The sequence below is a fragment of the Shimia abyssi genome, from assembly GCF_003014475.1.
Lineage (GTDB): Bacteria > Pseudomonadota > Alphaproteobacteria > Rhodobacterales > Rhodobacteraceae > Shimia > Shimia abyssi.
Window position 1 is genome coordinate 216,096 of record NZ_PYGJ01000004.1, and the last position, 20,194, is coordinate 236,289.

The 20,194-nt window shown below is 55.5% G+C and carries 23 protein-coding genes; 9 read left to right on the plus strand and 14 right to left on the minus strand.

The genetic code is table 11. From position 1 onward, the window contains the following. Nucleotides 1-3: 3 nt before the first annotated feature. From CLV88_RS09570 to CLV88_RS09580, 3 genes are read right to left on the minus strand one after another with little or no spacing between them, the layout of a single operon-like run. Nucleotides 4-828, minus strand: a complete 825-nt coding sequence (locus CLV88_RS09570) for an amidohydrolase family protein (protein ID WP_243403623.1) — start codon at nucleotides 826-828, stop codon at nucleotides 4-6. A 4-nt stretch (nucleotides 829-832) separates the two neighbouring features. Next, nucleotides 833-1,843 carry an aldo/keto reductase gene (locus CLV88_RS09575; protein ID WP_106608162.1) on the minus strand — a complete coding sequence of 337 codons (1,011 nt, stop codon included), beginning with the start codon at nucleotides 1,841-1,843 and terminating at the stop codon, nucleotides 833-835. Between the two features lie 3 nt (nucleotides 1,844-1,846). Continuing rightward, nucleotides 1,847-2,641 carry an IclR family transcriptional regulator gene (locus CLV88_RS09580; RefSeq protein ID WP_106608163.1) on the minus strand — a complete coding sequence of 265 codons (795 nt, stop codon included), beginning with the start codon at nucleotides 2,639-2,641 and terminating at the stop codon, nucleotides 1,847-1,849. A gap of 150 nt (nucleotides 2,642-2,791) precedes the next feature. On the opposite strand from CLV88_RS09580, the gene CLV88_RS09585 reads away from it, so the two are divergent. The 9 genes from CLV88_RS09585 to CLV88_RS09625 all read left to right on the plus strand — a co-directional run bounded on the left by CLV88_RS09585 (nucleotide 2,792) and on the right by CLV88_RS09625 (nucleotide 11,429). Next, a complete protein-coding gene (locus CLV88_RS09585; RefSeq protein WP_106608164.1) occupies nucleotides 2,792-4,114 on the plus strand; it encodes an extracellular solute-binding protein in 1,323 nt (440 codons plus the stop codon). A gap of 81 nt (nucleotides 4,115-4,195) precedes the next feature. Continuing rightward, the gene (locus CLV88_RS09590) at nucleotides 4,196-5,089 is read left to right on the plus strand and encodes a carbohydrate ABC transporter permease (RefSeq protein WP_106608165.1); all 894 of its coding nucleotides are present in this window, start codon (nucleotides 4,196-4,198) and stop codon (nucleotides 5,087-5,089) included. A 5-nt stretch (nucleotides 5,090-5,094) separates the two neighbouring features. After that, complete coding sequence (locus CLV88_RS09595) at nucleotides 5,095-5,958, plus strand: carbohydrate ABC transporter permease (protein WP_106608166.1); 864 nt, start codon at nucleotides 5,095-5,097, stop codon at nucleotides 5,956-5,958. Between the two features lie 4 nt (nucleotides 5,959-5,962). Beyond that, nucleotides 5,963-7,081, plus strand: coding sequence for an ABC transporter ATP-binding protein (locus CLV88_RS09600; protein ID WP_106608167.1), 1,119 nt, complete (start codon nucleotides 5,963-5,965; stop codon nucleotides 7,079-7,081). A 2-nt stretch (nucleotides 7,082-7,083) separates the two neighbouring features. Continuing rightward, nucleotides 7,084-8,196, plus strand: a complete 1,113-nt coding sequence (locus CLV88_RS09605) for a mandelate racemase/muconate lactonizing enzyme family protein (RefSeq protein ID WP_106608168.1) — start codon at nucleotides 7,084-7,086, stop codon at nucleotides 8,194-8,196. After that, nucleotides 8,196-8,525: an L-rhamnose mutarotase gene (locus CLV88_RS09610; RefSeq protein ID WP_106608169.1), complete on the plus strand. Its 330-nt coding sequence runs from the start codon at nucleotides 8,196-8,198 to the stop codon at nucleotides 8,523-8,525. The genes CLV88_RS09605 and CLV88_RS09610 overlap by 1 nt, the downstream gene beginning before the upstream one ends. A 4-nt stretch (nucleotides 8,526-8,529) precedes the next feature. Continuing rightward, complete coding sequence (locus CLV88_RS09615) at nucleotides 8,530-9,279, plus strand: SDR family oxidoreductase (protein ID WP_106608170.1); 750 nt, start codon at nucleotides 8,530-8,532, stop codon at nucleotides 9,277-9,279. Between the two features lie 18 nt (nucleotides 9,280-9,297). Next, nucleotides 9,298-10,140: a fumarylacetoacetate hydrolase family protein gene (locus tag CLV88_RS09620; protein WP_106608171.1), complete on the plus strand. Its 843-nt coding sequence runs from the start codon at nucleotides 9,298-9,300 to the stop codon at nucleotides 10,138-10,140. Then, the gene (locus CLV88_RS09625) at nucleotides 10,140-11,429 is read left to right on the plus strand and encodes an L-fuconate dehydratase (protein ID WP_106608172.1); all 1,290 of its coding nucleotides are present in this window, start codon (nucleotides 10,140-10,142) and stop codon (nucleotides 11,427-11,429) included. The genes CLV88_RS09620 and CLV88_RS09625 overlap by 1 nt, the downstream gene beginning before the upstream one ends. Nucleotides 11,430-11,510: 81 nt before the next feature. On the opposite strand, the gene CLV88_RS09630 is transcribed toward CLV88_RS09625, so the two are convergent. The 11 genes from CLV88_RS09630 to CLV88_RS09680 all read right to left on the minus strand — a co-directional run bounded on the left by CLV88_RS09630 (nucleotide 11,511) and on the right by CLV88_RS09680 (nucleotide 20,186). Continuing rightward, the gene (locus tag CLV88_RS09630; RefSeq protein WP_106608173.1) at nucleotides 11,511-12,365 is read right to left on the minus strand and encodes an urea carboxylase-associated family protein; all 855 of its coding nucleotides are present in this window, start codon (nucleotides 12,363-12,365) and stop codon (nucleotides 11,511-11,513) included. 29 nt (nucleotides 12,366-12,394) lie between these two features. Beyond that, the gene (locus CLV88_RS09635; RefSeq protein WP_106608174.1) at nucleotides 12,395-12,796 is read right to left on the minus strand and encodes a DUF4399 domain-containing protein; all 402 of its coding nucleotides are present in this window, start codon (nucleotides 12,794-12,796) and stop codon (nucleotides 12,395-12,397) included. Nucleotides 12,797-13,134: 338 nt separating this feature from the next. After that, nucleotides 13,135-13,914, minus strand: coding sequence for a succinate dehydrogenase iron-sulfur subunit (locus CLV88_RS09640; RefSeq protein WP_106608175.1), 780 nt, complete (start codon nucleotides 13,912-13,914; stop codon nucleotides 13,135-13,137). 76 nt (nucleotides 13,915-13,990) lie between these two features. Next, nucleotides 13,991-14,566 (minus strand): hypothetical protein, encoded by a 576-nt coding sequence (locus CLV88_RS09645; RefSeq protein WP_106608176.1) that lies wholly within the window; start codon nucleotides 14,564-14,566, stop codon nucleotides 13,991-13,993. Then, complete coding sequence (sdhA, locus tag CLV88_RS09650; protein ID WP_106608177.1) at nucleotides 14,566-16,374, minus strand: succinate dehydrogenase flavoprotein subunit; 1,809 nt, start codon at nucleotides 16,372-16,374, stop codon at nucleotides 14,566-14,568. The genes CLV88_RS09645 and sdhA overlap by 1 nt, the downstream gene beginning before the upstream one ends. A 23-nt stretch (nucleotides 16,375-16,397) precedes the next feature. Beyond that, the gene (locus CLV88_RS09655) at nucleotides 16,398-16,769 is read right to left on the minus strand and encodes a succinate dehydrogenase, hydrophobic membrane anchor protein (RefSeq protein ID WP_106608178.1); all 372 of its coding nucleotides are present in this window, start codon (nucleotides 16,767-16,769) and stop codon (nucleotides 16,398-16,400) included. Between the two features lie 11 nt (nucleotides 16,770-16,780). Next, nucleotides 16,781-17,164: a succinate dehydrogenase, cytochrome b556 subunit gene (sdhC, locus tag CLV88_RS09660; RefSeq protein ID WP_106608179.1), complete on the minus strand. Its 384-nt coding sequence runs from the start codon at nucleotides 17,162-17,164 to the stop codon at nucleotides 16,781-16,783. Between the two features lie 281 nt (nucleotides 17,165-17,445). Continuing rightward, nucleotides 17,446-18,120 (minus strand): DUF1194 domain-containing protein, encoded by a 675-nt coding sequence (locus tag CLV88_RS09665; protein ID WP_106608180.1) that lies wholly within the window; start codon nucleotides 18,118-18,120, stop codon nucleotides 17,446-17,448. A gap of 67 nt (nucleotides 18,121-18,187) precedes the next feature. Beyond that, nucleotides 18,188-18,943 carry a DUF4344 domain-containing metallopeptidase gene (locus tag CLV88_RS09670; RefSeq protein WP_106608181.1) on the minus strand — a complete coding sequence of 252 codons (756 nt, stop codon included), beginning with the start codon at nucleotides 18,941-18,943 and terminating at the stop codon, nucleotides 18,188-18,190. Nucleotides 18,944-18,950: 7 nt separating this feature from the next. After that, nucleotides 18,951-19,982, minus strand: a complete 1,032-nt coding sequence (locus CLV88_RS09675; RefSeq protein ID WP_106608182.1) for a MaoC family dehydratase — start codon at nucleotides 19,980-19,982, stop codon at nucleotides 18,951-18,953. After that, nucleotides 19,983-20,186, minus strand: a complete 204-nt coding sequence (locus tag CLV88_RS09680; protein ID WP_106608183.1) for a DUF1737 domain-containing protein — start codon at nucleotides 20,184-20,186, stop codon at nucleotides 19,983-19,985. It abuts the gene before it with no gap. Between the last annotated feature and the right edge of the window lie 8 nt (nucleotides 20,187-20,194).

Consider the following 20,194-nt stretch of genomic DNA (forward strand, 5'->3'; position numbering starts at 1 on the left):
GGGCTACCCTAAGCGAGGATATGCTTTTGCCGCGACACCTGCCCCTAGCGTCTCCTGAATGGGTTGGTCCTGCACGAGCGAACTAAAAACCTCACGCCACTGCGGATAGTCCGACGCGAGATTGATAACAGGCCAATCGCTGCCAAACATGACGCGGTCAGATCCAAAGATCTCGTACACATGAGAAACATAAGGTTGCAAATCGGGTGTGGTCCAATTTGCACCCGCCTCCGTCACCAAGCCCGACAGCTTACAGAAAACACTTGCAGACTGGGCAACCTGCGCCATCAGTGACGCCCAAGGCTCAAATCCGTTGTCGCGGATTTCGGGTTTCGCGCAGTGATCCACGACGACGCGCAATCCGTCATATTTCTCAAGGAAAGTAAGTAGATGCGGCAAATGCCGCGGCATGACCAGCGCATCGAATGTGAGGTTATGCGCACGCATTGCTTCTATGGCCGGGCGCAGTTCATCCAGCAGCATCCAACGATCATCAGGGATGTCCTGTATCATCGGGCGCAGCCCCACCAGTTTTGGATGCTCCGTCAGCCGGGCTATCGATTCTGGAGCCGTTTCTTTTTCAAGGTCGACCCAGCCTACCACCCCAACGATCCAGTCATGAGTGTCGGCCAATGAAAGCAGAAATTCGGTTTCCGCCTCTGTATCCGCCGCCTGAACGGCAATGCATCCCTCGATGCCAGCGCTGTCCAAAAGCGGTTTGAGGTCGGATGGCAGGAAATCGCGGTAAAGCGGCGCAAGATCTGGCGTGAGCCAACCATAGTCACCTCGATCCAGTTTCCAGAAATGTTGATGTGTATCGATTTTCACGGGCCTAGACCTTGAATGGATTGGAATTGGGTGTCGGTGCATCCGGACTCACAAGTCCGGTTGCCTTGAGGGTGTCCCAGAAACTTTCGGGAATTTCCACTGACGCCCATTTCAAGGCGTCCTGCAATTCTTTGCGGTTGCGCAACCCCGGAATGACGGACACGACCGCGTCGTGTCCCAATGGGAATTGCAGTGCTGCGGCGGGCAGCGGCACGCCAAAGGCTTGGCAATGTGCTGACAAATCAGCGACCCGTTTTCGAATATGATCCGGCGCCGCGCCATAGTTCCAGGTTTTTCCACCAACCAGAATACCAGAGTTGAACGGGCCACCGATCACAACCGAGATGCCTCTATCAGTGCAGGCGACTAACAAATCCTCCAACGGGTCCTGCTCAAGCAATGTGTACCGCCCGGCCAAAAGAAACACGTCCCAGTCCCCGATGCCCATAGCGTCCATGCAGACGGCGCTTTCATTCACCCCCAACCCGATGGCCTTAACCACCCCACCGGCGCGCAATTCGTCCAACGCCTTGTACCCACTATTGGCTAGGTCGGAAAAATGACCTTCATGGGCGTCACCATGGGTCATCCGACCAATGTCGTGAACATAGAGAATGTCGATCCGATCAAGGCCCAGCCGCTGAAATGAGTCTTCAACTGATCGCATGATCGCATCGTAGCTGTAGTCAAAGACAGGATGGAACGGCAGCGGCTCTGGCCAGCCAAGCGCAGCAGGATCTTTCGGCATTCCCGGTTTAAGCAATCGCCCCACTTTGGTCGACAGCACATAGTCTTGCCCGCGCAGCGCATCGCCTACAGTATGCTCCGAGCGCCCAAACCCGTAGAACGGCGCCGTGTCAACATATGTAAGGCCTTGTGCGAACGCCTCCGTCAACGTTTGCGCGGCTTCGATATCATCGACCGGATTAAGCAAACCACCCAGAGGTGCACCGCCAAAGCCAAGCGTGGGAACCAAAAGTGAGGTTCGCCCAATTGAACGTCGCGGCAGCATCATCTCTCAGCTTCCCTTCCGAAACGGGTTGGAGCCGCCGTACAAGCTGGTCAAATCGTCGGCGAGATTATCGATCATATCCGTAACCTCCTCCATCGACGGTACTTCAAATTCATCAACGCGTTCCGTGTGAGGGCAGCTCAGAGCGGCGGTAACATTGCCCGATGGTCCAAAAATCGGGAAGGCAATATTGGTGACGCCCGTCAAGGTGGCAGAGGGCATTAGTTCGTGACCGACACTACGTATGCGCGCAAGGTGTTCATCAAACTCGGCACGGTCGAGTTTGGGCTCACCCACCGCCAAACGGTGCTGGGAGATCAGGTCATCCACTTCGTCGCTTGATCGAAAGGCCGCGAGCACTCGCCCAGTACCGGTATTCCAAAGGCCGACGACGGTGCCGGTGCGCAATGCAAGCCCCCAATTGCCCGGCGATTCAGCGGCGGCAACAACAACGATGTCGCCATTACTTTCCATGCCCATATGACACGATTGCCATGCCTTGCGCGTCACGGCGCGCATCCGCGGCAGTGCTGCTTCGATCACCCGACCGATAGGTGGATGGCGTTGGCTCAGCGAGAACATTTTTAGGCTCAACGCGTACCGATCCCCGGAAATGGACCGGTCGATATACCCGCGCCGGACAAGTGTTGAGATCATTCTGTAGATTTCGCTCTGCGAGCGATCCAACGCCTTGGCCACCTCGCCCTGTGTCAAACCCTCTCCGTGGCTGGCCAACAGCTCGATGATGTCGAGCCCTTTTTCCAACGCCGGGGCCCGGTACTTGTCACTGATTTCTTCCATTCCGCGCCCAATTCTCCCTTGGAACTCTCAAAAGGATCATAAAAGCGGCGATCGATGTCAAGCTTGATTTATAGATAAATAAATGTTTTGTATTTGAATGTAGGGCGGAAAATCTTATACTTTTGACGTCTTCGTCCAGGGAGGAAAAAAATGAAAAACTCGAACTATTTAAAAGGTTTACTGGCAAGCACGGCGCTCGTGGTAGCAAGCGAATCGGCGGTGGCCGCGGAATGGGGTAGCTTTGATGGCGTCACCGTCGAAGCGAAGCTGATTGGTGGTCAGCAGTATGAGGGCCTCTATGGGCGTATTGCAGATTGGGAGGCCGCAACCGGCGCCAAAGTCGACATCATTTCAAAGAAAAGCCACTTTGAGATCGACAAGGAAATCAAGTCTGACATGGCGGCCGGAACAACCTCGTGGTGTGTTGGGTCAAACCATTCGTCTTTTGCACCGCAATACGAGGGTCTGTATGTCGATCTGAACGATTATGTCTCTGCGGAAACAATTGCTGAGTTTGTTGGCGGCAACATCGGTGCCTCGACAGTCGGTGGCGAATTGTTGATGCTGCCACGCGCGCAATTCGACGTGTCGGTTCTCTATTACCTCAAGTCGAATTATGAAGACGCCGACAAAGCAGCAGCCTTTAAGAGCGAATATGGCTACGACTTGGCCGTGCCGGAAACATGGGAACAGATGAAGGATCAGGCGATCTTTTTTGCGGATCCGCCCAATTTTTATGGCACACAATATGCGGGTAAAGACGAAGCCATCGTCGGACGTTTTTACGAGATGGTTGTCGCAGAGGGCGGCAATTACCTGGACGATGAAAAGCGTCCGATCTTCAACTCGGATGCCGGCCAGCGCGCACTACAGTGGTTTGTCGACCTCTACGAGGCCAAAGCCGTACCGGCCGGGACAACCTCTTATGTTTGGGATGACCTTGGACAGGGCTTTGCTTCTGGGACCGTCGCGCTGAATTTGGATTGGCCGGGCTGGGCCGGGTTCTTCAACGATCCGGAATCCTCAAAAGCCGCCGGCAATGTCGGCGTTGCAGTGCAGCCAATGGGGTCCGTGACACGCACCGGATGGTCCGGCCACCATGGTTTCTCCGTCACCAATGATTGCGACAACAAAGAAGCAGCAGCGTCACTTGTTATGTTCCTGACCAGCGAAGAAAGCCAGCTGGCGGAATCTGCCGGTGGATCGCTGCCGACACGCACAGCCGTATGGGACGCAAATGTAGCCGCAGCCAAGAGCGGCGACGATGCGTTCCGTGCCGAAGCGCTGGCGGCGTTTGCAGAGGGTGCAAAATACGCGTTTGCAGTTCCGCCAATTCCGGAATGGGGTGAAACCACCAACATCGTTTTCCCAGAGCTTCAGGCCGCCATCGTCGGCGACAAAACCGTCAAAGAGGCACTAGATGATGCCGCCGAAGCCGTTGACGAGCTGATGCAAGAATCCGGCTACTACTAGGTCCGGGTTCCCTTCTCCCAATTGGGGGCGGATTGGTTTCGCCCCCATACTCTCCTTGCCCAGTTCCCAAAAAGGTGTGACATGCCCCGTCGCCGCTTTCCAGAGTGGTTGGTTCTTCTGTTGCCTGCGTTCATCGTCATTGCAGCCGTTGTCCTGATCCCGCTGATTTTCTCGCTCTACTCCAGCTTTACGCCTTACAAGCTGACGCGACCCTCAACGTTGTGGCGTTGGGTTGGCACCTACAACTATGAAAAGATCCTGACCGACGCAAAATTCTGGGCTGCCTTTGGTCGCACCGTTTTGTTCCTGACCATTGCGCTGAACCTTGAACTGATTTTGGGATTGGGCATTGCGTTGATGGTTAACAAGGTGACGTGGGGCCAGCGCACTCTCAGAACCATTCTGATGTTTCCGATGATGTTCTCTCCCATCCTTGTTGGCTTTCAGTTCAAGTTCATTTTTAACGACAATATCGGGCTGGTGAACAACGTGTTGCAGTCTTTGGGGTCCAACACCGCCCTACCGTGGCTGGTCGATGGCAAATTGGCGATGTTCTCAATCCTGTTTGCGGAAATCTGGATGAGCACTTCTGTGTTCGCCATCCTGATCCTGGCCGGATTGTTCGCCATGCCGCGCGACCCGCTGGAGGCTGCAAAAGTGGATGGGTGCACCGCATGGCAGACGTTCCGTCATATAACGCTTCCATTTCTGATGCCCTTTATCTTTATCGCAATGACTATCCGTTCGCTGGATGTGGCACGTGCCTATGACATCGTTCAGATCATGACGGGCGGCGGCCCAGCTCGTCGAACCGAGCTGCTTTGGACGTTGATGAGCCGTACCGGCTATGTGGACGCGCGGATGGGGCTGGCCAATGCGATGGGCTATGTGTCGATCATTCTTTCCATCCTCTTCACCATCTATTTCTTTCGCAAGCTTAGCGCAGCTCGCGCTGAACTGGGCATGGCGGGGTAACGAATATGGATCGCAATCTCACACACCGCAATCGCCGCCGCGTTCTGAAAGCAGTCCACTTTGTCGCGCTTTTTCTGACGATGGCCATCATATGCATTCCTGGCCTCTGGATCGTACTGAATTCGTTCCGTCCCACCGTCGAGATCATGGCAAAGCCGCCAGTCTGGACGCCAAGCTTCACGCTCGACCATTATCGCGCCATGTTCGGCGGCGCCGGAGAAGGCGGCGTGCCTGTGTTCTCCTATTTCCGCAATTCGATGATCGTGTCTGTGACATCCACAGTGATCGCTATTCTGATTGGCATGTCAGGTGGATACGCGTTTGCACGCTACCGTTTCAAAGGCAAAGGCGCCTACTTCGTTGGTCTGATGCTGTTTCGCGCGGTGCCGGGTGTGGCGCTCTCTTTGCCGCTTTTCATCGTGTTCGCCCGCGTCGGGATTATTGATACGCATTTCGGGTTGATTCTGGCCTATGTTGCAATGAACGTCCCATTCACCGTTTGGCTGACGGACGGGTTCTTTCGCCAGATCCCAAAGGAGCTGCATGAAGCGGCCGAGATTGACGGCTGTACCCGTTGGCAGGCTTTTTGGAAGGTCGAGTTCCCTGTCGCCCGTTCGGGCGTAGCTTCAGCGGCGATCTTTGCCTTTCTCACCAGCTGGAACGAATTTGCCTTGGCGTCCCAACTGACACGTTCGGTGGGATCAAAAACAATGCCGGTTGGTCTGCTCGATTTCACGGCTGAATTCACCATTAACTGGGGTGGGATGTGCGCACTTGCGGTGCTTATGATCATCCCCGCGCTCATCCTGACTTTCCTTGTTCAGAAACACCTGATTGCCGGCCTGACCTTCGGCGGCGTCAAAGGATAACATCATGACCGAAGTAACCCTTTCAAATGTAGTCAAAAACTACGGTGCTCACCGGGCAGTACACGGCATCGACCTCGATATTCAACACGGCGAATTCGTGGTTCTGGTTGGGCCTTCGGGATGCGGCAAATCCACGACTTTGCGAATGATCGCCGGGCTCGAGGCTATATCGGGCGGCGATGTCTCAATTGGTGGGCGGATCGTGAACGACCTGCCGCCGCGGGAACGCAATATCTCGATGGTGTTTCAGAATTACGCGCTTTACCCCCACATGACCGTTCGCGAAAACCTTGGGTTCTCGCTGGCGATCAAGAAAAAGGCACCCGAAGAAATTATCGCGGCGGTGGATGAGGCCGCTGCAATCCTCGGGTTGGATGAGTTGATGGATCGCAAGCCTGCTGAACTGTCTGGTGGTCAGCGACAGCGTGTTGCCATGGGGCGGGCGATTGTGCGCCACCCGGATGTATTCCTGTTTGACGAACCCTTGTCGAACCTTGACGCCAAGCTGCGCACTCAGATGCGGGTCGAGATTAAGAAGCTACATCAGAAAGTCGGCAACACAATCATCTACGTAACCCACGATCAGGTCGAAGCCATGACGTTGGCAGATCGTATCGTGCTGATGCAGGACGGGCATATTGTTCAGGTCGGCACTCCACTGGAACTGTTCGACAAGCCGGTCAATACGTTTGTCGCAACGTTCATCGGTTCACCGCCAATGAACCTGATTGACGGAATTGTGCGCGGCGATAACGCGGTCGAATTGCACGCTCCGTCTAGCGGAGGATTACATGGCGGTCTGACAATACCCTTACCGTCAACCGCACGTGGACGCGTTTCAGATGGTCAGGCGATCAAGTTCGGGTTTCGGGCGGACAATTTGATGCCGATGGGACACGCGGTCGAAGAAGGTGGAGAAAGAACTGAGCTGGATTTGCCCGTTACCCTGACAGAACCATTGGGCACGGAAACCTTGTTGTTCACTGAGGTGGCCGGAACCGAAGTACAAGCTAAGATGTACAACCCCCGCCCAGTTCGGCCCGGCGAAACTCTGAAATTCCAGCTGATGCTGGACAAGTGCCACATCTTTGATGCGGCGACATCGAATGCAATCCGGGGCTGATCATGGCACATATCACACGAATAGACCTACAGATGATCGACTTGGTTCCCAAGGTGAAACGGGTCGACGCCATTCAGACATTTGTCAGCCAGGAAACGCCGATTGTGACGCTCCACGATAGCGATGGCGCAACGGGAACCGGATATTGCTATACTATCGGAACCGGCGGGCCTTCGATCATGGCCATGCTCGAACACACCTTGGCGCCCTTGTTGATTGGACGTGACCCTGACCGGATCGAAGGGTTGTGGCAGGAGATGCTGTTCAGCACGCATGCCACCGCCGTGGGCGCAATTACGTCGCTCGCGATGGCGGCCATTGATACGGCGCTTTGGGATCTGAAATGCAAAAAGGCGGATCTGCCCTTGTGGAAAGCGGCAGGCGGCAGCCGCGAGCGCATCCCGCTTTATACGACCGAAGGAGGTTGGTTGCATCTTGAGCCGCAGGCGCTGGTCGATGATGCGCTTGAAATGCAGGAGCGAGGGTTTCGCGGCTCCAAGATCAAGATCGGCTGTGAGCATATCAGCGAAGATGACGCACGGCTTGGTGCGGTGCGGGCCGCCGTTGGCGATCGATACGAGATTATGACCGATGGCAATCAGGGATTCACCCTGTCCGAAGCCATCCGGCGCGCGCGACTGCTGGAAACATATGGTATTGGCTGGTTCGAAGAACCCCTGCCCGCCGACAATGTGGCTGGCCACATCGAACTGGCGCGTCACACCTCTGTACCCATCGCCGTTGGCGAAAGCATGTATTCACTTAGCCAGTTCAAGGACTATTTACAGCTGGGCGCGGCCTCGATTGTGCAAGTGGACGTGGCGCGCATCGGCGGGATCACTCCGTGGTTAAAGGTGGCGCACATGGCCGAAGCGTTTAACGTGATGGTGTGTCCGCATTTCCTGATGGAATTGCATCTACCGCTGGTCTGCGCCGTGCCCAACGCCAAATGGTTGGAGTACATTCCACAACTGGACAGCGTGACAGGCGACGGGATGCGAATGAAAGATGGCTTCGCCATTCCTTCAGATGTGCCAGGCTTGGGGATAGACTGGGATTGGCAAGCTATTGACGCCAAATCTGTTCTGTCGACCACTGTGACTAGGGGACATTAATGCAACGTATGGGCATGGTGATCGGGATCAAACCCGACAAGATCAAAGAGTATAAGCGGCTTCATGCAGACGCGTGGCCAGATGTGCTGGACCAGATCAGAGGCAGCAACATCCGAAACTATACGATTTTTCTGCGAGAGCCTGAAAACCTGTTGTTCGGGTATTGGGAATATCACGGCGACGATTTCAATGGTGACATGGCCCAGATGGCCAAGGATCCCAGAACACAGGAATGGTGGACGCACACCGACCCCTGCCAATCACCGCTCGCCAGCCGCGCCGAAGGCGAACAATGGTCAATGATGGAAGAAGTTTTTCACACGGAGTGAATTGATGACAAACTCGACGGGCCGTCTGGCCAACAAGAAAGTGCTGATCACAGCGGCCGGGCAAGGTATCGGGCGCACCACCGCAGAGCTGTTTGCAGCCGAGGGTGCAACGGTTGTTGCAAGCGACATCAATCCTGAAACCCTTGCCGAATTGGATGCTCTAGACGGTGTGACCGCGTTGAAATTGGACGTAACAGATCCCGCCGCTGTGAGCGCTGCAATGGCTGAGATCGGAACGCTTGACGTGCTGTTCAATTGCGCTGGATTTGTCGCTAACGGATCCATTCTGGACTGCGACGAGCGCGACTGGGACTTCAGCTTCGAACTGAACGTCAAGGCAATGTTCCGCCTCACCCGACTGCTCTTGCCTGTAATGTTGGATAATGGCGGCGGATCGATCATCAACATGTCTTCTGTGGCCTCTTCGCTCAAGGGCGTCCCAAACCGGTTTGCCTATTGCGCCTCCAAAGCGGCCGTAATCGGCATGACAAAATCCATTGCTGCGGACTATGTCACGCAAGGTATTCGCTGCAACGCGATATGCCCTGGCACCGTGGACAGCCCTTCGATGCACGAACGGCTGCGCGCGACCGGCGACTATGAACAGGCCATGAGCGACTTTATCGCCCGCCAACCGATGGGGCGCATCGGTAAACCCGAGGAAATTGCCGCACTGGCACTTTATCTTGCAAGCGACGACAGCGCATTCACCACAGGTCAGACACACGCCATTGATGGTGGCTGGTCAATTTAGATTCAGGAGAACTTCCCAATGAAACTGTTGAGATATGGCCCAGTTGGGGCCGAAAAACCCGGCATTCTGGATACAGACGGCGCAATCCGAGACCTGTCTGGCGTCATTGCGGACATTGGCGGCGCCACTTTGGGCGACACAGAACTGAACCGGCTGCGCGAAATCGATCTGGACACGCTGCCAAAAGTTGGCGGCGATCCCCGCATTGGTGCCTGTGTCGCGCAAGTTGGCAAATTCATCTGCATCGGTCTTAACTATGCCGACCATGCCGCTGAGGCGGGGATGGATCTCCCAGAAGAGCCAGTGTTGTTTTTCAAGGCAACATCCGCCATTTGCGGCCCAAACGATACTGTCGAAATTCCACGTACATCTGTGAAGACCGATTGGGAGGTGGAACTGGGCGTTGTGATTGGCAAGCACGCGAAATACGTCAGCGTCGAAGACGCGCTGGATCATGTCGCAGGCTATTGTGTGGTTAATGACCTCTCCGAACGTGACTTTCAGCTGCATCGCTCGGGCCAGTGGGTCAAAGGTAAATCCGCCGATACGTTTGGCCCGATTGGCCCATGGCTCGTAACGCGCGACGAAGTGGCCGACCCTCAGAACCTTGGAATGTACCTAGAGGTGAACGGACACCGCTATCAGGACGGGTCGACCAAAACGATGCACTTTGATGTCGCCACCGTCGTTTCGCATATTTCGCAGTTCATGAGCCTGCAACCAGGTGATGTGATCTCTACCGGAACACCTCCGGGTGTTGGCATGGGGCAATCACCCCAGACTTATCTCAAACCCGGCGACAAGATCGAGTTGGGCGTCGAAGGGCTGGGCGTGCAACGCCAGACTGTGGTGGCTGGCTGATGGCGCGTATCACCGGGCTAAGAACCTATGATCTTCGCTTTCCAACGTCCGACCAACTCGACGGGTCGGACGCGATGAACCCTGATCCAGATTATTCGGCGGCTTATGTTGTCTTAGAAACAGATGCCGGCCACGAAGGACACGGGCTGACTTTTACGATTGGGCGCGGCACAGAAATCTGTGTCGCGGCGATCAAAGCCATGCGGCATCTCCTTGTGGGGCTCGATCTCGACTGGATGCGCGAAGATATGGGGCGTTTCTGGCGTCATGTTACAGGCGACAGTCAACTGCGATGGATTGGCCCTGACAAGGGTGCCATCCATCTGGCGACTGGGGCGGTTGTCAATGCAGCGTGGGATCTGCTGGCCAAACAATCGGGCAAACCCGTCTGGCGGCTGGTTTCAGAGATGTCACCTGAAGAACTCGTCAAGCTAGTCGATTTTCGCTATATGACAGATGTCCTGACCCCGGACGAAGCACTGGATATCCTGCGCCATGGTGCCGTGGGCAAAGCGGCGCGGATCGAGACACTCAAAACCGAAGGCTACCCCTGTTACACGACCTCTGCCGGGTGGCTTGGCTATAGCGACGAAAAACTCCGCCGCTTGTGCCAAGAGGCCCGTGATGCTGGCTTTACCCACACTAAATTCAAGGTGGGGCAAAGTGTCGAAGATGATATCCGTCGACTGACCATCGCCCGCGACGTACTGGGCGACGAGATGAACATTATGATCGACGCCAACCAAGTCTGGGAAGTTGATCAAGCTATTGATTGGGTAAAGAAACTTGCTTTTGCACGCCCGCTGTTCATCGAAGAACCAACCAGTCCGGATGATGTCATGGGACATCGCAAGATCCGCGAAGCCGTTGCGCCCATAAAGGTCGCAACTGGCGAAATGTGCCAGAACAGGATCATGTTCAAACAGTTCATCGCCAATCAAGCTATTGATTTTGTGCAGATCGACAGTTGTCGATTGGGTGGGTTGAACGAAGTGCTTGCGGTGCAATTGATGGCCGCCAAGTATGACTTGCCTGTGTGGCCTCATGCCGGGGGTGTTGGCTTATGTGAATATGTACAACACCTTTCCATGATCGACTTTGCCGCCATCACCGGCGAAAAAGATACCAAACGGATCGAGTATGTTGACCACCTGCACGAACATTTCCTGACCCCGTGTCGCGTCCGAAATGGTGCGTATATGGCACCAACAGAAGCTGGATTCTCTATCCAGATGAAGCCGGACACGCTGAGAGACTTCCAGCACAATCGTCGGATTGAGAGTGCCTGACCCAAGGAGCAGGGCCGATGCATTCGCCCAAATACCGATTGCAACGGCTACGAAATCCAGCCGCAACCAGGTTATGTTTCTCTAGAGCCCATGGCTGCGATCGTAGCCGTTCACACTTGGGCTGGCCCAGCTTGTCAATGCGCCGTTCTGTGGTTTGAAAGTTTCAACCAAAAGCGGGTAACACGCCGCTTCATCCGAACTGTGCTCGCTCGAACAGTCCCCGCCCGGACAGGCACTCAGCCCACCCAAAAGATCGATTTCCGCAAAGAAATCAATATAGTCACCGGGACGCACCGGGCTGGCCTTCATAAAGTACTGCCCCGTGTCCCGTGTGAACCCAGTACACATGAATACGTTCAAAACGTCATGCACATGCGGTTCTGCCTCATGCAGCGACAAGCCCAAGTGATCCGCCAGCGCGCGGGTCAGGTTAGAATGGCAGCAATAGTGATACTGGTTCGAGCTCAACAAGTTACCTGTATAGGGATCACATCTTGTCCCGATCACGTCATGTACAGACCCGCCGAAATCATCGATTCCGTACCAATCGAGACTGTCGGACACGACAGTCGCCATGGGCCGCAGATTCGGGAATGATGACCACATCCGCTCGCCGGTCGAAATATGTGTCCCGTGCAGCGCGCGCGTTTTACCGGAGTAAAACCGCTCAGACAGGTCAGTTAAATTCCAAAGGTTCAGGTCGCCCACTTGTGATCCTTCCACCGACGAAATGCGGAAAAAATGCCCGGCGGGCACCTCAAAACACCGCGCATCGCGCGCAGGAACCAATACTTCGTCTACCTTCTCTGCCGTGGCTCGTGCCCTCTGATACAAATCCAACGGCGCAGCAGGCAGTGTGTCATTGGGATAGCAAATAACCGGCTCCACTCGCCGCCGCGCCTCGGCATCTGAAGGCGGGGTGTGAATGTCTGTCATAGGCTATCCCAATACGTTGTCTTTGTTGATTATTTCACCGTGATTGTGATCACCTCGGACACAACGGGCGGATTGTGCGGCACATGAAATTCGTCCCCCAGAACCAGCTGCAGAGTATGCTCTCCGGCGGGCAAATCAAGCGCGACTTCGGTCTGGCCGCCACCAAAATGACGATGGTTATCGTCAGATGGAATACCAATCTCCAAAAGCTCCGCATCATCCGCGCCCTCGCCCAAGGCCGGACGGTTCAAGAAAATATGGTGATGGCCGGTGTTTTCCACTTCTGTCCCTGCTGGCGCAACACCCATGCCGGACAGGCCAAACCGTATCACAACCGGGCCATTAATCTCGGCGCCATTTTCGACTCCGATGAAATAGACTTTTGCGCCATCCGCTGACGGCGTGTCCCCGGCAAACGCCGCGCCCGCCATCAACCCTGCAACCAGAAAAGCAATTTTTTCATACCGTTAACTCCTGTTCGATATTTGACACTGCGGATCATACCGAAAATGCGTTCACTTACTCTTCACATCCTCGACACAGCCCGCGCAGGCGACCCCAGAGAACAATCGTCGTCTCAAAACTGCCCCCGCATCGCGACTTTACCGTGATACCCACTGCCCCCAAACCTGCTAGCCCTTAAGTTCTATCGTGCTGGCCCGCGTGTCAGCCGCCGACCATTTTCGCGCCAAGCCAAGGCAAATAAACCGCCGCGAAAACAAAAAAGCCCGCACAGATGTGCGGGCTTTCCAAAGAATGTAACTCTCGATCAAACGTGGCGTTCAACCATCATCTTCTTGATCTCGGCAATCGCTTTCGCCGGGTTCAGACCCTTGGGACAGGTCTTGGCGCAGTTCATGATCGTGTGACAGCGATACAGTTTGAACGGGTCTTCCAACTCGTCCAACCGCTCACCCGTGGCCTCATCTCGGCTGTCGATAATCCAGCGATAGGCATGCAGCAAAGCAGCTGGGCCAAGGTAACGATCGCTGTTCCACCAATAGCTCGGACAAGATGTCGAGCAACTGGCGCACATCACGCATTCATACAAACCGTCAAGTTTCTTACGATCCTCAATCGATTGACGCCACTCTTTCGCCGGACGGTTGGTCTTGGTCTCAAGCCACGGCATAACCGACGCGTGCTGAGCATAGAAATGTGTCAGGTCAGGGATCAGATCCTTGACCACTTCCATATGCGGCAGCGGATAGATTTTCACGTCACCCTTGATCTCGTCCAGACCATAGATACAGGCCAGCGTGTTGATGCCGTCGATATTCATCGAGCACGACCCGCAAATCCCCTCGCGGCACGACCGGCGGAAGGTCAACGTTGGGTCAATCTCATTCTTGATCTTGATCAGCGCGTCCAGCACCATCGGTCCGCATTTATCCATATCAAGGAAATACGTGTCGATCCGTGGGTTTTTGCCATCATCCGGGTTCCAGCGGTAAATCTGGAACTTGCGCACATTGGTCGCGCCTTCCGGTTTGGGCCATGTCTTACCCACCGTTATGCGCGAATTCTTGGGGAGTGCAAATTCAACCATCTGTTTGTCTCCTAATTTCCGCTGACATTGCCTGCAGTATCCTCAAAGGGATTACCGCGCTTTGGCACATTTCTCATCAGCAATAGCTATTTCCGCCGTAAATACCGCCGCTAGAATTGCGACAAACGAAGTGACCATACGTGCCGACTTCCTGAGCCTGACGCTTCACGCCTGCCCGATCAAGGCAGTCGCGGTATTCGCGATTTCCGGTCACGCCAACCGCAACCCCACCCCAGAATATCGCGGCGGCCGGTACAGCACCCGCTGCGACAAAGGTTCCGGCTGTCAAGACGCCACCCGCCGCTTTCTGCTGATTACGCGTGGTCTTACACTGCGCGGCACTTTTGTTTTCCCCAGACGCCGGACTGGATCCAGTTGCAGACTTCGCCCCGAACTGAACCGCGTATTTGTCTTGCAAACAGTCGTTCACATCGCGTGCGCCGCGCTCGGTGCCTCCATTGGAAACCACTACACTGGGTACAGCCGCCGCTTGGTTCACTGCGTAGCTACCCGGTGCCCGAGTTGCCTTCATGCAGGCCCGCACGTGTGTTGCGACTTGGTTGTTTTGCGCCTGCACTTCTACAGGTGAACCAAAGACAACACTCATCGCGCACGCCGCACCAGCGATCAACCGCACCGCCCCCGAAACCATCAGAATGTCCGCGCCTTTGGGGCGATTTTCTTGAGGCTGATACCGCCTTCGTCTTCGGTGGTCAGCGGGTCCTTGATGACTGGACGATAGCTCAGATCAACTGTCCCGCCGTCAACGCGCGCCACTGTGTGCACGCGCCAGTTCTCGTCGTCACGCTCGGAATAATCCTCATGCGCGTGTGCACCGCGGCTCTCCTTGCGCGCTTCGGCCCCCACAATTGTCGCCATGGCGTTTGGCATCAGGTTGGTCAACTCCAGCGTTTCCATCAAGTCGCTGTTCCAGACCAGCGACGTGTCAGTCACGCTCAGATCGTCCATCTTGGTCGCGATCGCTGTCATCTTCTCGACACCCTCTTTCAAGGTTTTGTCGGTCCGGAAAACAGCCGCGTCAGCCTGCATAGTACGCTGCATTTCAAGGCGTAGTTCTGCGGTGGGTGTGCCACCCTTGGCGTTGCGCAGCCCGTCCAGGCGATCAAACGCTTTGTCGACAGACGCCTGATTCAGAACTGGGTTGGGCGCCTCGGCGTCCACGACCTTGCCCGCGCGGATCGCAGAGGCGCGTCCAAACACCACGAGGTCAATCAACGAGTTTGAACCTAGACGGTTCGCACCATGCACCGAGGCGCATCCCGCCTCGCCCACAGCCATCAGGCCCGGTACAACTGCGGTTGGATCCCCCGCCGATGGGTTCAGCACCTCGCCCCAATAGTTTGTTGGGATACCGCCCATGTTGTAGTGCACCGTTGGCAGAACCGGTATCGGTTCCTTGTTCACGTCAACTCCGGCAAAAATCTTGGCGCTTTCGGAAATACCCGGCAGGCGTTCGGCCAATGCTTCGGATGGCAGGTGGCTCAGGTTCAGGTGAATGTGATCCCCGCCTTCGCCCACACCGCGACCTTCGCGAATTTCCATGGTCATCGAACGCGAGACATAGTCACGCGGCGCAAGGTCTTTGTACTGCGGTGCATAGCGTTCCATAAAACGCTCGCCTTCGGAGTTGGTCAGATAGCCACCCTCTCCACGCGCACCTTCTGTGATCAGACAGCCAGAGCCGTAAATGCCTGTCGGGTGAAATTGCACAAATTCCATATCCTGAAGCGGCAATCCGGCGCGCGCCACCATCCCGCCACCGTCACCAGTGCAGGTGTGCGCCGAGGTTGCCGAGAAATACGCGCGACCGTAACCACCCGTAGCCAAAACGACCATTTTGGCGTTAAAGACGTGCATGGTGCCGTCGTCCAGCTTCCAGCAGACCACACCCTGACATTGACCATCGTCAGACATGATCAGATCGATGGCGAAATACTCGATATAGAACTCAGCGTTGTTCTTGACCGATTGGCCATATAGCGTGTGCAGGATCGCGTGACCGGTTCGGTCCGCCGCAGCACAGGTGCGCTGCACGGCGGGGCCTTCGCCAAACTCGGTTGTGTGGCCACCAAATGGGCGCTGATAAATCTTGCCCTCTTCGGTGCGCGAGAATGGCACGCCGTAATGCTCAAGCTCGTAAACCGCTTTGGGTGCCTCGCGGGCGAGGTATTCCATCGCGTCCGTATCACCCAGCCAGTCGGACCCTTTGACGGTGTCATACATGTGCCACTGCCAGTTGTCGGGCCCCATATTCGAGAGCGACGCGGCAATGCCGCCTTGTGCGGCCACTGTGTGGGAGCGTGTCGGGAAAACCTTGGTCACACATGCGGTGCGCAGGCCCTGTTCGGCCATGCCTAGCGTCGCGCGCAAACCTGCACCCCCTGCGCCTACGACAACGACGTCGTATTCGTGGGTTTCATATTCATATGCTGCTGTCATCGTTCAGAATCCTTACGGCGCGTTCACAGGGCGAGTTTGACAAGGGCAAAAAGGCCCGCGGCGATCAGCGTATAGGCAATGGCGCCTACCGCGATATAGGTCAGTTTTTCCGCCAAACCGTGCATGTAATCTTCGATTGCGGCATGGGCTTCGCGCATCAGGTGAATGATGCCCACAACCAGCGTCAACCCGGTCACGATGGCCGGGAAAGGCCTGCTGTAATACGCCAACACCTCTTCATAGGTGCCGCCCAGTCCAATACCGAATGTCAGGACAAAGAGCGGGACCAGCACCACCAGAAGCGTAGAGCTGACCATCATCTGCCAATGATGATGCGTGCCGGCCCGGCCAGACCCATTTCCCACGGCGCGTTTGCGGTCGGTAAGGTATTGCATCGCCAGTCTCCTTATACGATCAGCGCGGTGAGCAACGTTAAAACGGTCGCCCCCACAAAAAGAGCAGTGCCCAGTTTCAGCGATGTCTCAAGATCAAGGCAATAGCCAAAGTCCCAGATGACGTGCCGCAACCTGCCCAGCATGTGGTAATAAATCGCCCAGGTTCCGCCCAGCAGGATCAAGTCACCCAAAAAGCTGCGTACTATACCATCAACGGTTGCAAACGCCTCAGGACCAGATGCCGCCGCCAAAAGCCACGCGACCACGATCACCGAAAGAACCAAACAGGCGATACCAGTGATACGAACCATGATCGACGATATCGATGTCATCTGCGGGCGGTAAATGGTCAGATGCGGAGACAGCGGGCGTTGTACCCTTTTTACCTCGGCCATACTCTTTCCTTTCATATTCCCTTGGATACTTACTAACGGTTTTTTCGTTTAAGTCACCTTTCCAAGTCGGGAAAATCTGCGTTTTTTTGGCACATCAGGTCAGATTTTTTGATTTTCGTGATCACAGCTTTTTGTTAGTGATCACAAAACCAAATTTAACTTTTTTTGTCAGGTAATTCCGACGATTTATTGAGGAAATATGGAGACTCACTTATCACCAGAGCCAAAATCGAATGTTTGCGCTCGCAGAAAAACCCAAATGACAAGGTGACGTGCGCGGATCAATATTCAGCAGTGAACAGAGAAATCTGTTCCGCAACTTCCCTAATCAGCTTTTCACGGATGCGTTTTGGGTATTCCTCAAATCCATTGGCGGTCACAACAAAGGCCCCAGAACCTGTGATCACATTTTCCCAGAAATACGCGGTCAGATCAGTTTCATCTGTTTCTATGACCAACGCATTCACCGTGATCTCTGCCGCCTTCATGATCCGCCGCACCTCTGACGGCTCCGCGCCTTCATTTGAGATACCGTCGCCCGACACGTCAATAACCCTGCGCCGACAGTCTGGCGCAGTATCAAATTCGTTGCGCGCGCGCAGCAGCGCATCACCAATCGCCGTCGAATATCGGTCCCAGCTTCGCGGAGCGGCTTCGATGGCAAGTGCCAGATCTTCCGCGGCCTCAAAACTCTCAACCGACGTCCAGGGAACAACCAGCGCCTGACGCCCTTCTCCGGTCCATTGCATCAATGCCACGGCGGCCTTTGCCTGCACGAGTGCTTCGACCACCACGCCATCGCGCATCCCGGCGGCCAGCCCATCCATCTGTATCCGGTATTCTTTGGGGTCCACACTGCCAGACACATCGACCGCCAGCAAAAGTGCAATGTCACAGGCCCGCGCCGAAACTGGCGCGATTCCGATCATCAGACACATCAAACGTCGCAACCACATGGCTTACCCTAGCGAGCAACAGACAATCGCAGCATCACAATGATGTGCAGACCGCGATTGCGACGGGCTACTCTGGTGCGATCTCGACCAGCCAATCAGCAAACTCTGTGCACATTACAATCTCGGCATACTGTGGATCGTAGAACGCGTTGGCCTCCTCGCAGGGGATAACAGACACCCGCAAAGTCTCTGGCAGACGGAATTCCATGTTCAGCGCCGCAATCTCGTCAGAGATCAGATCAAGCGTCAGCTGCCCGCCGTCTGAAACAACATCCACATCATGCATCTGGATCGATTTGCCCCCCTTGGGATGCGTCACCTCGTCCAGCGCGCGCCCCCAGCTGTCAGCGGCCTGCTCATATTCATCCGGACAGTATTCTGCCCGATCCTGCGGCAAACCCAAATCTTGGGCCACGTCATCCCGCTCATCAGGGTTCGCACCGTAAAATATGCACACCAGATTATAATAGCGCTGCAAATCTGGGCCGTGCACATCCCAGAACGCGACGTCCCCCGTGTTCTCCGCCTCGCCCAGAAATCCAAAGGCTGTGTCATACGCCAATTGAACCGCGGTGTCCTCTTCATAAAATGCGTCGATCAGGAACACAGACAATACATCCGCCGCATCCTCTTCTTGACCAAAAATAGGAAGGCCCAGAATGTCGATCAGCGCATGTCCCAGTTCATGATAGAAAATGCCAAGAAGGTTGCTTTCGACATAGCCAAGAACTTCGTCCGGCGTCTTGTCAAACTCGACCTCGGCGCGGGCGGGCGTCGCCAGCGCATAGGCCATGGCTATCAGTACAAGGAACTTATTGATCATGCACCGATCAAACTGGCATCAGTGCCCAGTAGTCAAGATCAAGCAAAACGTCCGGCAAGTATTTTCCATCGTCTCCGCGCAATTCAAATGGCGCGCCACCGCGTGTCGCCACCAGCCGCAACCGGATCGCGCCAACACCTGGCGCGCTGGTCTCGGCCTTGTCCAGTACTTCGGACCACGCTTTGACCGTTAGCCCGGAAAATGCCGGGTTGGCATGGGCCCCACCGTTCAGGCCGACAATCATCTGCGCATTGGCCAGCCCATTAAAGCTCAGCGCGCGGGCCAGCGAGATAATATGACCGCCGTAAATCAGCCGTTGCCCATCGGGTCGGAACGTCGCGTCAAAATGCACCTTGGCGGTGTTTTGCCACAACCGCGTCGCCATCATATGCTCGGCTTCTTCCAGCGTCACACCGTCGACGTGGTCAATGGTTTCACCAATCTCATAGTCACCCCAGCGATGCGTCTCACCTGCTTGCGCAAAGTCGTAGTTGGTGAAATCCAACCCCTCAGGGATCACCAGATCCTTGGGATCCATCACTTTGGCCAGCTCTGGCACGACGGCCTCTGGCGCGGGCGCGTCCACGTCACGTTTACGCACCATGACCCAACGCACATATTCCATGACCACTTCGTCGCGCTGGTTCGTACCACGTGTACGCACGTAAACCACCCCGGTTTTACCGTTGGAATTCTGCTTGAGCCCAATCACCTCGGACGAGGACCGCAGCGTATCGCCGGCATAAACTGGTTTTAACCAGCGTCCTTCGCCGTAACCGAGATTGGCCACGGCATTCAGCGAAACATCCGGAACGGTTTTACCAAACACCACGTGAAACGCTGCCAGATCATCCAACGGAGCAGCAGGCAGGCCACTGGCGCGTGCAAACTCATCCGAAGAATAAAGCGCATGGCGCGCCGGATAGAGCGCGTGATACAGCGCCCGCTCCCCTGCCCCAACAGTGCGAGGAACGGCGTGCTCGATCACCTGCCCCAGAGTGTAGTCTTCAAAAAACCGGCCCGGATTGGTCTTGGCCATTTACTGCTCTCCCAGTTTGATCTCCGGGCTGTAGTCTCCCTCAACCTCCTTCACCACGGATTGACCGCAGCGCATCACACCGGCGGCGTGATCCCAGGTTTGGGTGGGGGAGCCATACAGCTCCCAGCCCTTGTTTAGCGCGTCCGTCACCTTGTGACAAAACGCCGACGTGTCCTCTTCGGACAGAAAACGATAAAGTTTCATGCTTAAGA

What these genes read in the sequence shown, in the direction of transcription:
- CLV88_RS09575 (WP_106608162.1), bottom strand. Translation starts at nt 1,843, where the DNA reads ATGATGCTGCCGCGACGTTCAATTGGGCGAACCTCACTTTTGGTTCCC.
- CLV88_RS09580 (WP_106608163.1), bottom strand. Translation starts at nt 2,641, where the DNA reads ATGGAAGAAATCAGTGACAAGTACCGGGCCCCGGCGTTGGAAAAAGGG.
- CLV88_RS09585 (WP_106608164.1), top strand. Translation starts at nt 2,792, where the DNA reads ATGAAAAACTCGAACTATTTAAAAGGTTTACTGGCAAGCACGGCGCTC.
- CLV88_RS09590 (WP_106608165.1), top strand. Translation starts at nt 4,196, where the DNA reads ATGCCCCGTCGCCGCTTTCCAGAGTGGTTGGTTCTTCTGTTGCCTGCG.
- CLV88_RS09595 (WP_106608166.1), top strand. Translation starts at nt 5,095, where the DNA reads ATGGATCGCAATCTCACACACCGCAATCGCCGCCGCGTTCTGAAAGCA.
- CLV88_RS09600 (WP_106608167.1), top strand. Translation starts at nt 5,963, where the DNA reads ATGACCGAAGTAACCCTTTCAAATGTAGTCAAAAACTACGGTGCTCAC.
- CLV88_RS09605 (WP_106608168.1), top strand. Translation starts at nt 7,084, where the DNA reads ATGGCACATATCACACGAATAGACCTACAGATGATCGACTTGGTTCCC.
- CLV88_RS09610 (WP_106608169.1), top strand. Translation starts at nt 8,196, where the DNA reads ATGCAACGTATGGGCATGGTGATCGGGATCAAACCCGACAAGATCAAA.
- CLV88_RS09615 (WP_106608170.1), top strand. Translation starts at nt 8,530, where the DNA reads ATGACAAACTCGACGGGCCGTCTGGCCAACAAGAAAGTGCTGATCACA.
- CLV88_RS09620 (WP_106608171.1), top strand. Translation starts at nt 9,298, where the DNA reads ATGAAACTGTTGAGATATGGCCCAGTTGGGGCCGAAAAACCCGGCATT.
- CLV88_RS09625 (WP_106608172.1), top strand. Translation starts at nt 10,140, where the DNA reads ATGGCGCGTATCACCGGGCTAAGAACCTATGATCTTCGCTTTCCAACG.
- CLV88_RS09630 (WP_106608173.1), bottom strand. Translation starts at nt 12,365, where the DNA reads ATGACAGACATTCACACCCCGCCTTCAGATGCCGAGGCGCGGCGGCGA.
- CLV88_RS09635 (WP_106608174.1), bottom strand. Translation starts at nt 12,796, where the DNA reads ATGGCGGGCGCGGCGTTTGCCGGGGACACGCCGTCAGCGGATGGCGCA.
- CLV88_RS09640 (WP_106608175.1), bottom strand. Translation starts at nt 13,914, where the DNA reads ATGGTTGAATTTGCACTCCCCAAGAATTCGCGCATAACGGTGGGTAAG.
- CLV88_RS09645 (WP_106608176.1), bottom strand. Translation starts at nt 14,566, where the DNA reads ATGGTTTCGGGGGCGGTGCGGTTGATCGCTGGTGCGGCGTGCGCGATG.
- sdhA (WP_106608177.1), bottom strand. Translation starts at nt 16,374, where the DNA reads ATGACAGCAGCATATGAATATGAAACCCACGAATACGACGTCGTTGTC.
- CLV88_RS09655 (WP_106608178.1), bottom strand. Translation starts at nt 16,769, where the DNA reads ATGCAATACCTTACCGACCGCAAACGCGCCGTGGGAAATGGGTCTGGC.
- sdhC (WP_106608179.1), bottom strand. Translation starts at nt 17,164, where the DNA reads ATGGCCGAGGTAAAAAGGGTACAACGCCCGCTGTCTCCGCATCTGACC.
- CLV88_RS09665 (WP_106608180.1), bottom strand. Translation starts at nt 18,120, where the DNA reads ATGTGGTTGCGACGTTTGATGTGTCTGATGATCGGAATCGCGCCAGTT.
- CLV88_RS09670 (WP_106608181.1), bottom strand. Translation starts at nt 18,943, where the DNA reads ATGATCAATAAGTTCCTTGTACTGATAGCCATGGCCTATGCGCTGGCG.
- CLV88_RS09675 (WP_106608182.1), bottom strand. Translation starts at nt 19,982, where the DNA reads ATGGCCAAGACCAATCCGGGCCGGTTTTTTGAAGACTACACTCTGGGG.
- CLV88_RS09680 (WP_106608183.1), bottom strand. Translation starts at nt 20,186, where the DNA reads ATGAAACTTTATCGTTTTCTGTCCGAAGAGGACACGTCGGCGTTTTGT.